Source organism: Microbulbifer sp., from assembly GCF_051659245.1.
GTDB lineage: Bacteria > Pseudomonadota > Gammaproteobacteria > Pseudomonadales > Cellvibrionaceae > Microbulbifer.
This window is the reverse complement of sequence record NZ_JBOFOC010000165.1, coordinates 1-9670: the sequence shown is the minus strand read 5'-3', so window position 1 is coordinate 9670 and position 9670 is coordinate 1. Positions and strand designations below refer to the sequence as shown.

Below are 9670 nucleotides of genomic sequence, written 5' to 3'. Positions count from 1 at the left end.
TCTGGGACACGCCGTGAATACGTCCCTGTAGGCTTGTCTGCCAGGTCCCTCTCGCAGACAGTCCCAGAAGGGCGCATCACGCCCCGGCTTGTGCCATCTGCTAGACCTCGAACTCCGAAACTTGAGTTATTCAGAGGTTCCCTAGCAGCCTAGCGCATTTGGGCCCGTGCAGAGTCGGATTCGGAGCGCCGCCGGGTGGTGAACTGCGGCGGGAAAATTCACTCTAAACTCTCGTTATGGAATACCAATCCCTTTATCTTTTTGCCGCGGATGTCGTCCTGTTGCTGCACACGCTGTTTGTGGCGTTTGTCGTGCTCGGGTTGCTGTTGATCTTTGTCGGCAAATTCCTGCACTGGCACTGGGTTCGCAACCCCTGGTTCAGGCTGGCGCACCTGGCGGCGATTGGCGTCGTTATTGCGGAATCCTGGGCGGGCGTGATCTGTCCGTTCACCGTTTGGGAAATGGCGTTGCGCGCGAAGGCCGGGGAAACGGTCTATACGGGTTCCTTTATCTCCCATTGGCTGGAGACGCTGCTGTACTACCAGGCGCCGGCCTGGGTGTTCAGGCTTGTGTACAGTGCGTTTGGACTGCTTGTTCTCGCCAGCTGGTATTGGGTGCGTCCGCGGTCATTCGGTAGGCGCCGGGGATGATCAGACGTCTAACGCACCTAAATCCAGAGCATGCCACCTGCTGGTGGCATCGCCCAACTTCCGCTAAAGTGCTCCGCATGAAAACCGCCGCCCCCCGTATCACCTTCTACCGCCACAAAGTCCTGCTGGCCCTACTGCAGGCCTTCGGCGGTCGGTTGTCCAATATCGACCTGCAGAAATATCTGTTCCTGTTCACCGAGCAGTGCCAGCGGGACAAGAGTTATGAGTTCGTCCCTTACCGCTATGGTTGCTTTTCCTTCCAGTCCTATGCGGATCGCAGCAAGCTCGCCGAGCTGGGGGCCATCAGCGCCGATCTGGAGCGCTGGGAGCTGGCTTCCCGCGCCAACTATCTGGCCATGCTGACGGACAGCGATCGCGAGAAGATGAAGCGTTTTCAGGATAAGTATGCCGGCCTTTCCGGTGATGCTCTGGTGCGGGAGATGTATGCCCGTTACCCCTATTACGCCATCCGCAGCGAGATTGCCGGGCGGCTGATGTCAAAGGCGCAATTGGCCGCCATCGAGGTGGAGCGCCCTAAGCAGAAGCGCGCTTGCTTCTTCACCATCGGCTATGAGGGCAAGAGCTTCGAGTACTACCTGAACCAGCTGATCCGCAACAATGTGCGGGTGCTGTGCGATGTGCGAAAGAACCCGCTCAGCCGAAAATATGGCTTTTCCAAGAGAGTGCTGTCGGCCACGCTGGAAAGTCTGGACATCCTTTATATCCACATGCCTGAGCTGGGAATTGTCTCGGAAAAGCGGCAGTCACTAGCTACGGTGACGGACTATCAGCGTCTGTTCGACGAATACGAGGCTACCACCTTGCGCCACAGCCAGAAAGCATTGCAACGGCTGACCGGTATCGTCAAGCAGCATAAGCGGATAGCCATCACCTGCTTCGAGGCGACGGAGTGCATGTGCCATCGTGGCCGTGTTGCCAAGGCCCTTCAGCAATTGCCGGACTGGAAGTACCCGATCAAGCATCTATAAAAAGGAAAAATGGATGACCAGAGAAAGGATTCTTATTGCGGTCAAAACCTACCCCACCCTCTCCACCACCTATATTGAGCTGGTCTGCACCGCCGGTTTCCGCGAGGACGGCTCATGGATACGGATTTATCCGTCGCCGTTCCGTTTTCTCGAGCGGGATAAGCAGTATGGCAAGTACCACTGGGTGGAGATGGATCTGAAAAAGAACACCAAGGACCCGCGCCCGGAAAGCTATAGCCCGACTAACATCGATGAAATCCAGGTGCTGGAAAAGGTGCCGACCGATAGGAACTGGGAGGCGAGGCGCCGGCTGATTCTCGACCGCAACACCATCTACACCAACCTGGATAGGATCAATCAGGGAGCGAAGCACAATGACTTCTCGCTCGCTATCTTCAAGCCAACGGAAATCCTTGATCTGGTGGCGGAGCGGTGTGAGCCGGAGTGGGAACTGACTCGCAAGGAGGCGGCGCAGGCTGCGCTGCGTCAGGGCTCCCTGTTCGACGACACGGATCACTCGGATTTCGAACTGGTGCGCAAGCTGCCGTGGAAATTCTCTTACCGCTTTCGGGACGATACGGGCAAGATCACCAGGATGATGATCGAGGATTGGGAAATAGGCCAGCTTTACTGGAATTGTTTAAAAAGATCCAATGAGACAACGGCGGTTGAAAAGGTTCGAGCCAAGTACCTGGACGACTTCGCCAGAACGAAGGACTTATACCTGTTTCTCGGTACCACATACCAGCAGCATGTGCGCAGGCTCGACAACCCCTATGTGGTCATCGGGACCTTTCACCCCCCTTATGCACCTCAGCAGAGTTTGTTCTGAGAGTTTATCGCGGAGAAAATGTAGAGACCACTCCACTGCTTGAGAAACTTGACTGCTCACCACGGCAGGTTGTGGAATCGCAATATCGTTGATCAGCCAAAGTTGACGCAGGCCGGCCCGTTCATCTAGACGCGCATCATGGCATCGCTTAAGACGGGACTCCCCCAGGGCGGGCCTGCGGCCCGCTTGCCGAGCTGGAGCTCGGCGTTCCCGGGTCGTCACCGCAAATAGATGGCTTCCTATTTACCGCCGACCAATCCGAAAGCCGTCCCTTCGGGATCGACGGCGGTAAGACAGTATTCCTCGCTTTGGGGAATCTGCGCGGGGGGCATGAGCAGGGTACCGCCCCGGCGGGTAATGCTGGAGGCCGCCGCGTCTATGTCCGCCACCCGGAAAAAGTAGAGCCAGTTGGGTGCGGCGTCCGGGGGGCCGGTCATAACGGCGCCGATGTCGGTCCCGTGGTTGAGGAGCTCGTAGCTGCCCATTTCCGCCATATCCGTTTCACCGCTCTTGTGCCAGCCGAAATGCCTGCCGTAGAAGGCCAGTGCGGCCGCCTGATCGGTGGTCATCAACTGGTTCCAGGCGCAGTGACCAATGGCCGAGGTATCCCCGGTAAAGGCCCGGCTCCTGCCCTCGCCGACGGGACGCATTATGTAGAAGGGAATGCCCTGAGGATCCCCGGCCATTGCCAGGGTGCCCGCGCCGGGGATCTCCATGGCCGGCATTATCGTGCTGCCCCCATCGGCGCTGATGGCCGCCAGGCTTGTTTCCACATCGTCCACGCAGATATAGCCCATCCAGTTGGGCTGCGCGCCGCACTCCCGCTGTTCCCGGGTGAGCTGCAGCAGCCCGCCCACCGGTTCCTCCCCCGCATTCACGATGCGGTAGTCGCGGCCGGGCTGGCCGCTGTCGGAAAATCGCCAGCCCGTCAGTTCGCCGTAAAAGGCCTGGGCCCTGTCGGCGTCCGCGCTCATCAGCTCGTACCAGATAAAATCGCCGTGCCTGTTTGCCTTATTTGTCATGTCAGTCCCCTACTGCTTTCCCCCGCCCAGAACCACTACCGGCTCAAAGCCGCCGTAAATCAGGCGCATGCCGTCGAAAGGCATGGGGTTCTTCTCCGGATTCATGCGCGGGTCCGTCTTCATCAACTCTTCCATCCTGCCCATGCACGCATCGCGGGTCGCCTTGTCCGGCCATTCGATCCAGGAAAACACCACCGTCTCCCCATCTTTGGCCTGGACGGCGCTATAGAAGTCGTTGACCTTGCCTTTGGGCACGTCGTCTCCCCAGCACTCGAACACCCGCAGGGCGCCCTGTTCCATAAAGACACTGTTTGCGAGTTTGGCGTGCTCGATAAAGCGCTGTTTGTTGTCGGTGGGTACTGCCAGTATGAAGCCGTCGATATAGGACATGGGGTGATTCCTCCATTTACCTGGTTGGGTGTTTAATCCTAGTCGAGCGGGAAAAAGAGAATTCGACACGGGGTGGGCGGATTTTGGCCCGAGTACCCCGTTTGCGGAGCTCAGGCCCGGTGATTTTATAGCGCTGGCGGGAACGGCTAGCGAATTACCGACCCAAAGCGCCATTTGCAGGGCGTAAAACAGGGCTGGCAAATAATGATATTTCCTCTGAGCGAGTACCCGATACCATGCCCCTTCCCGACTCCCAGGGCGCCTTCCATCCGCGACTGGTGCTGTACCATCGCCCGAACGACCTGACGCAGCTTGCGGGTGCCCCCGGCGCACTGGGTGTCCTCGTGACTAGTGACCGCGTGTTCCACTCTGAGGAATGTGCCGAACAGGTCAGCTTTAAGTGGTCTCCGGTAGCTTCGCGATCACCTTGATTTCGAATTGGAAGCCATAGAGCCACGTCACGCCGACAGCGGTCAATGTCGGGTGCGGCGCGCTGCCCCAGTATTCCTGCACAACCTTCCAGATCGTTTCGAACTTCGGTTCGGGATCGACAATGAAGACGGTGACGTCGATTACGTCATCGAACGTACACTCTGCGGCCTGAAGAATCGCATTCAGGTTGTCGAATGCGAGCCGGACCTGCTTCTCCAAGTCGGGCTCGGGGGAGCCATCTTCGCGGCTGCCAACTTGTCCTGATACGAACAATAAGCCATTGGAACGGCTCGCCGGTGAATAGCGATTACGCTCATAAAGCGCCTGGCGGCCAGGTGGGAAAACGACGTCACGCTCTGTCATGGTGTCTCCATCAATGGGTCGAAGTCGAGCCGGTGTTAACGAGGAAGGAACTTTATATGACTGCGATTGGCCGGATAAACGATCAATTCCAACCAACACTGTTTGTATAATCCAAACAATCACGAGGAGTCTGGAGCAGAGATGGACCGTTTCAGTGCGATGCAGGTGTTCGTCCGGGTGGTGGAGACTGGCAGCTTCACCAAGGCGGCCGAGACACTTCATATGAGCAAGACCAGTGTGACGCAACTAGTGCAACAGTTGGAGGCACGGCTGCGTGTCAGGCTGCTCAACCGCACCACACGCAAGGTCAATGTAACTGCCGACGGCGCCGTCTACTACGAACGAGTCGTAAAGTTGCTGGCTGATATGGACGATGCCGAAACCAGTCTGTCCACCGCCTCGGCATCGCCCCGAGGCCGACTGAGAGTGGATGTTCCCAGCCCTTTGGCTCGCATGATCCTGGTGCCGGCATTGCCCGCATTCCACGCTCAATATCCCGACATTCAGTTTGACATGGGCGTGAGTGATCGCATGGTGGACTTGATTGGCGAAGGCGTGGACTGCGTCGTGCGCGGCGGCGAGCTCACCGATCTTTCTCTGATGGCACGTCACGTGGGCGACCTGCAGCTCGGGGTTTACGCGGAACCGAGCTACCTGGAAAGCGCCGGCTCACCTTCGCACCCGCAGGAGCTGGCGGGCCCCGATCACTACATCGTGGGCTTCACATGGGCACGCGCCGGTAAAGTCCCTCCCTACGCCATGCATCGCGGCGGAGAGAGTGTCAAAGTGCACGGCCGGTACGTGATCGCGGTCGACGACGGCAATGCCTATCTTGCGGCTGGCTTGGCCGGCCTGGGAGTGCTGTGGCTACCGGACTACATGGCCAAGGAGCATGTAGCGCGCGGCGAACTGGTGCGCTTGTTCGATGATTGGCGCCTCGACCCGATGCCGATGTACGTGGCATTTCCACCGAACCGGCATGTCAGCACCAAACTGCGCGTGTTCATCGATTGGGTCGCTGATCTGATGGCACAGCATGCGCCTATTGACCGAAGGGGTGCGTGACCGCTACCTGTGGGGGTGCAGGACCGCGCGGCAAGGCGCCGGAGGCGGCTGAGCTAATTTTGCAGCAGGCCGAGGTGTTGTCGAACACCTGGAGCCGTTAATATCTTGGGATGGATTAGTTCAGACCGGATAGAATCTCAGCGGTTTATCTTTGATCTGAACCCGCTCCGCCGGCTCAGGGATCAACCGGCTTTCGTTTGCAAGTTGTCCCGCACACTCAGCGCATCGTAGCTGTCCCCACTGGAAGGCCTTACCCCCTTGCCCATGCGAATTTCCAGAGTCGACTCCGTGCGGTTGCGTCCGCCGGCGCTGACACCCGCCGAGTAAGTGGGTGGGGTCGAGTGTGATCTGGTGGTGCAGCCGAGCAGGCCGCAGTCCCGGGTAATCACCCGGTCGCCGCTGCTGAACCCGCTTTGCATTTCGGTTTCCTTGCGGTCCCTCAAGGTTTCGCGGTTCACGACCACGAACCAGTCATAACCCTTGAGCAGGGTCAGTTCCGCGGCGCGCAGCAGCGCGTAGTCCATGGCCCGGTCCCGATCGTCGCCCCGGGCTTTGAAGGTCACCCGGTAGCGATTGTCCGAAATCCGGCTCTCTTTGTAGCCGTACCCGGAGCCGTTGGCCGGTTTGTAGGCTGACTGGGAGGCGCAGCCGGTAGCGAGGAGAAGAGCAAAAGCGATCACAGTATGGATTTTCATGGGTTACCCCCAACAGTTTGTTTGTGTCTTTCTGTCATGGCGTCCTTTATTGGGCTGACGGTTGTGCCGGTGTTTTATTCCAGTCGTCGGCGATAATTTCCGCCTCGGCCCGCGGGTCGATGTCCGTTGCGATCATGGCGTCCAGGGCGCTGTCCAGCAGCGAGCCGCCGCTGGCGGTCCGATAGGTGCCGGGTTCCTGTACGGCATCCTGTTGAACCGATGCGGTCAGCTGCCACTCGCCGTCCCCGCTTCGACAAGCGATGTTTTCGGACCCTTGCGCGCCGCTTACGACCTGATACTGCCGACAGTAATCGCCCTGTCGACTGACGAAGGTGAGCCGTGGTGTCAGTTGGCGGCCGTCGGCCAATTCCTGGGTCTTGCCGCTGGGTGCGTACTCCAGGGTCGCGGCGATGGGCCGCCAGCCGTTGTCATCGCTTTGCGGCTGACCCGGCAGCAACCAGCCCGCGCCCAGGCCGATGGCCAGGGTAACCGCGGCGGCGAGGCCGGCGTGGCGCTGCAACTGATCGTGTGCCCGGCGCCAGAGCGGGAATTGGATCACCTGTGCCGATCGGGGCGGTCCGCCCTCCGCGAGCATGGTTGTCACCGCCTCCGGCAGGGGGCGCTCGTCGATGGACGAGTAGGTGACGGCCACCAACTGGTCGACACCGGCCAGCTCGGCGAGGCGGTCGCTGAGCGTCTCGTCATCGCACAGTCGCTGGCGAACGCGCTCCATTTCCGACTCCGGTAGTTCCGCGTCGAGAAAGGCGGACAGGATCTCGTCGGTCAGCTTGTTTTCTTTGCGGCTGTTCATGTTGTCCTCGCCGGGGATGCGTTCAGGATCTCGCACAGCGCCGCGCGGGCGCGGGCCAGACGGCTCATCACTGTGCCCATGGGAATCTCCAGAGTCGCCGCCACTTCCTTGTAGGACATGCCCTGGAGGGCTACCAGGGCGAGAATGGACCGCTGGTCGTTCGGCAGCCGGTCCATGGCCCGGTTTACCCGTTCCAGTTCCATCTCGCCGGCGATGGCCCGCTCTCCGTCGACTATCTGACCTTCGCTCAACTCCGGCTGTTGGGCCGCCTCCTGGCGGACCTTGCGCGAGCGGTACTCATCGATCCACAGATTGCGGCACACGCGAAACACCCATTTGTTCAAATCCACGTCCTTTGGAATTTTTTTGCTCAACACCCGCTCGATGGTGCTCTGCAACAAGTCGTCGGCGTCCGCCATGGAGCCTGTCAGCGAGTAGGCAAAGCGCCGTATCATGGGTACCAGAGACGTCAGCTCTTGTTTCATATTTGAGGTCTCACAATATCTTCACCCGGAAGACGGCCGGGCCCCCGAATCTATTCCCCGGATTTTATGTCAAATCGGGGAATTTTATTGAGCCAGAAACGTGATTAGAGTATTGAGTCATAGTTAGCGGAACCGGTGATATGAAATACCACAGGCAAAAAAAGAGAAATCCTCTGATTGTGGGTGGTCTGGGCCTGCTCCTGTGTCTGTCGCCTGCGGCCCGGGCCCAAGTGCTGGACTCCGGATCGATTCTGAACCAGGTGGAGAGCGTGACCGGTGAAGCGGAGCGGGTGAGCCAGGACCTCGAATCCAGTGCCGCGGACGCTGTGGGGGAAACACAAGATGCGGTGAACACCGGAGAATTGACAGACGCCGTGGACGCCGGCGAATTGATAGACACGGTGAACGTCGACGAATTGACAGATGCGCTGGATGTCGACGAATTGACAGACGCAGTGAACGCCGGCGAATTGATAAACGCAGTCGAATCCACTTTGGATCCATTGACCGGTCTCCCGGAGCGGTTGCCAATCGTCAATGCCGGCGGGGCCACGGTTTTTGTCGACGTCGAGGTGGAAAACGGCTGGCGCGCGGTGGACCGCCAATGGCTGGTGATGCTCGAACCCGGTGAACTGGCTGCCTTGCGACAACTGGATATCGAGATTCTCGAGCAAACCGATTTCGGTGGACTGGGCCTAAGTTTATTGCGCTTCCGCGTGCCGAAGGAGATCGATTCCCGCGATGCACTGCGGCGGCTACTGCCGGCCGCGCTGGTGGACCGCTTCGACCGCAACCATATTTACAACCCCCAAATTTACAACCCCCAAAAGGCCGACGGCGAGACGGTTCCCCGGGAGGCGGTACAGGGGGCGTCGTCGATTTGCGGGCAGTCGCTGAATATCGGCATGGTGGACACCGCCATTCAACTGGACCACCCCGCCTTTGGTAACAGCCGCATCCGGGAGAAAAGCTTTCTCGAACAGGGTATCGACCAACCCGATGCCCACGGTACCGCCGTAGCCGGTTTATTCGTGGGCGCCATCGAGCAAATGCCGCCGCGCCTGCCCGGTGCGACGCTGTACAACGCCTCGGTGTTTTACTCGCGCAATCAATATGCCCAGGGCGCGACCATGATGCACCTGGTCGAGGCACTGAACTGGTTGATGAGCAAAGATATCAAGGTGATCAATATGAGCCTGTCGGGACCGGACAACCGGATCCTCGCGGCAACCGTCGACCGGGTGATCGGGCGCGGCAAAGCCATTGTGGCCGCGGCCGGCAATGCCGGACCGGCTGCGCCGCCGCTGTATCCCGCGGCTTACCCCGGTGTGATTTCCGCCACTGCCGTGGACAGTGAGCAGCGCATCTACCGCTGGGCCAACCGTGGCGAACACGTGGATTTTGCCGCGTTTGGCGTGTCCGTAGTTACCGCGCGCAGTGGCAGTGAATTCGGCCGTGAAAGCGGAACTTCCATGGCTGCGCCCGTGGTTTCCGCATTCGTGGCCTGTGAACTGGCCGGCAATCCCGGCGGTGCTGACGAGGTGATTGATCGCCTGGCCAACAGGGCTCTGGATCTAGGCGACCCGGGCCGCGACCCGGTGTTCGGGTATGGATTGCTGCAGTGAATTCCAGTAACGGAATAGAAGGTGTCTCTAAATACTGCGCCGCAGGGTGCGCCGTGCGCACCAAAAGGTTTGAAACCCACGCCAGCCCTGCCCGGTGCGCACGGCGCACCCTACGGCAATCACCCCTGTAGGAGCGGCCCATGGCCGCGATCAGACTTCGGGCTACCCACACATCGATCGCGGCCATGGGCCGCTTCTCTAAAGCGGCCCCTGAAGTCAACCACTAATCTGGTTTTTGCACTGGACAGCTGTTACTGAGTTTCAGGCTTCTCTACGTGGTCGCCTTTGGCGCCGACAAGATGTAATCGGAG

The 9670-nt window shown here is 59.4% G+C and carries 11 protein-coding genes; 5 read left to right on the top strand and 6 right to left on the bottom strand.

Annotated features, from left to right (window positions below; all coding sequences use genetic code 11):
- The first annotated feature begins 236 nt into the window (after window positions 1-236).
- From ACRC0P_RS16015 to ACRC0P_RS16005, 3 genes are all read left to right on the top strand, one after another.
- On the top strand, window positions 237-650 hold the full coding sequence (locus tag ACRC0P_RS16015; RefSeq protein WP_438632308.1) for a DUF2784 domain-containing protein: 414 nt from the start codon (window positions 237-239) through the stop codon (window positions 648-650).
- 77 nt (window positions 651-727) lie between these two features.
- Complete coding sequence (locus ACRC0P_RS16010) at window positions 728-1639, top strand: DUF488 domain-containing protein (RefSeq protein ID WP_438632307.1); 912 nt, start codon at window positions 728-730, stop codon at window positions 1637-1639.
- Between the two features lie 13 nt (window positions 1640-1652).
- Window positions 1653-2471 (top strand): hypothetical protein, encoded by an 819-nt coding sequence (locus tag ACRC0P_RS16005; RefSeq protein WP_438632306.1) that lies wholly within the window; start codon window positions 1653-1655, stop codon window positions 2469-2471.
- A 239-nt stretch (window positions 2472-2710) separates the two neighbouring features.
- On the opposite strand, the gene ACRC0P_RS16000 is transcribed toward ACRC0P_RS16005, so the two are convergent.
- The 3 genes from ACRC0P_RS16000 to ACRC0P_RS15990 all read right to left on the bottom strand — a co-directional run bounded on the left by ACRC0P_RS16000 (window position 2711) and on the right by ACRC0P_RS15990 (window position 4678).
- Window positions 2711-3493, bottom strand: coding sequence for a VOC family protein (locus ACRC0P_RS16000; protein WP_438632305.1), 783 nt, complete (start codon window positions 3491-3493; stop codon window positions 2711-2713).
- A gap of 9 nt (window positions 3494-3502) precedes the next feature.
- Window positions 3503-3883: a DUF1428 domain-containing protein gene (locus tag ACRC0P_RS15995; protein WP_438632304.1), complete on the bottom strand. Its 381-nt coding sequence runs from the start codon at window positions 3881-3883 to the stop codon at window positions 3503-3505.
- A gap of 396 nt (window positions 3884-4279) precedes the next feature.
- Entirely contained in the window at window positions 4280-4678 is a 399-nt protein-coding gene (locus ACRC0P_RS15990; RefSeq protein ID WP_438632303.1) for a RidA family protein, read from the bottom strand.
- A gap of 141 nt (window positions 4679-4819) precedes the next feature.
- Between ACRC0P_RS15990 and ACRC0P_RS15985 the strand changes: the two genes are divergently transcribed.
- A complete protein-coding gene (locus ACRC0P_RS15985) occupies window positions 4820-5743 on the top strand; it encodes a LysR substrate-binding domain-containing protein (RefSeq protein ID WP_438632302.1) in 924 nt (307 codons plus the stop codon).
- A gap of 182 nt (window positions 5744-5925) precedes the next feature.
- Here the strand turns inward: ACRC0P_RS15985 and ACRC0P_RS15980 are convergent, their stop codons facing one another.
- The 3 genes from ACRC0P_RS15980 to ACRC0P_RS15970 are packed head-to-tail and all read right to left on the bottom strand — an operon-like array spanning window position 5926 to window position 7734.
- Window positions 5926-6438: a CC0125/CC1285 family lipoprotein gene (locus ACRC0P_RS15980; protein ID WP_438632301.1), complete on the bottom strand. Its 513-nt coding sequence runs from the start codon at window positions 6436-6438 to the stop codon at window positions 5926-5928.
- A gap of 46 nt (window positions 6439-6484) precedes the next feature.
- Window positions 6485-7249 (bottom strand): hypothetical protein, encoded by a 765-nt coding sequence (locus ACRC0P_RS15975; protein WP_438632300.1) that lies wholly within the window; start codon window positions 7247-7249, stop codon window positions 6485-6487.
- Complete coding sequence (locus ACRC0P_RS15970; protein ID WP_438632299.1) at window positions 7246-7734, bottom strand: RNA polymerase sigma factor; 489 nt, start codon at window positions 7732-7734, stop codon at window positions 7246-7248. The genes ACRC0P_RS15975 and ACRC0P_RS15970 overlap by 4 nt, the downstream gene beginning before the upstream one ends.
- Window positions 7735-7874: 140 nt before the next feature.
- Here ACRC0P_RS15970 and ACRC0P_RS15965 point away from each other — a divergent pair, with 140 nt between their 5' ends.
- On the top strand, window positions 7875-9359 hold the full coding sequence (locus tag ACRC0P_RS15965; protein WP_438632298.1) for a S8 family serine peptidase: 1485 nt from the start codon (window positions 7875-7877) through the stop codon (window positions 9357-9359).
- Window positions 9360-9670 lie beyond the last annotated feature (311 nt).

Excerpts from the sequence above, each read along its gene's own strand:
- ACRC0P_RS16015 (WP_438632308.1), top strand. The coding sequence starts at position 237 with ATGGAATACCAATCCCTTTATCTTTTTGCCGCGGATGTCGTCCTGTTG.
- ACRC0P_RS16010 (WP_438632307.1), top strand. The coding sequence starts at position 728 with ATGAAAACCGCCGCCCCCCGTATCACCTTCTACCGCCACAAAGTCCTG.
- ACRC0P_RS16005 (WP_438632306.1), top strand. The coding sequence starts at position 1,653 with ATGACCAGAGAAAGGATTCTTATTGCGGTCAAAACCTACCCCACCCTC.
- ACRC0P_RS16000 (WP_438632305.1), bottom strand. The coding sequence starts at position 3,493 with ATGACAAATAAGGCAAACAGGCACGGCGATTTTATCTGGTACGAGCTG.
- ACRC0P_RS15995 (WP_438632304.1), bottom strand. The coding sequence starts at position 3,883 with ATGTCCTATATCGACGGCTTCATACTGGCAGTACCCACCGACAACAAA.
- ACRC0P_RS15990 (WP_438632303.1), bottom strand. The coding sequence starts at position 4,678 with ATGACAGAGCGTGACGTCGTTTTCCCACCTGGCCGCCAGGCGCTTTAT.
- ACRC0P_RS15985 (WP_438632302.1), top strand. The coding sequence starts at position 4,820 with ATGGACCGTTTCAGTGCGATGCAGGTGTTCGTCCGGGTGGTGGAGACT.
- ACRC0P_RS15980 (WP_438632301.1), bottom strand. The coding sequence starts at position 6,438 with ATGAAAATCCATACTGTGATCGCTTTTGCTCTTCTCCTCGCTACCGGC.
- ACRC0P_RS15975 (WP_438632300.1), bottom strand. The coding sequence starts at position 7,249 with ATGAACAGCCGCAAAGAAAACAAGCTGACCGACGAGATCCTGTCCGCC.
- ACRC0P_RS15970 (WP_438632299.1), bottom strand. The coding sequence starts at position 7,734 with ATGAAACAAGAGCTGACGTCTCTGGTACCCATGATACGGCGCTTTGCC.
- ACRC0P_RS15965 (WP_438632298.1), top strand. The coding sequence starts at position 7,875 with ATGAAATACCACAGGCAAAAAAAGAGAAATCCTCTGATTGTGGGTGGT.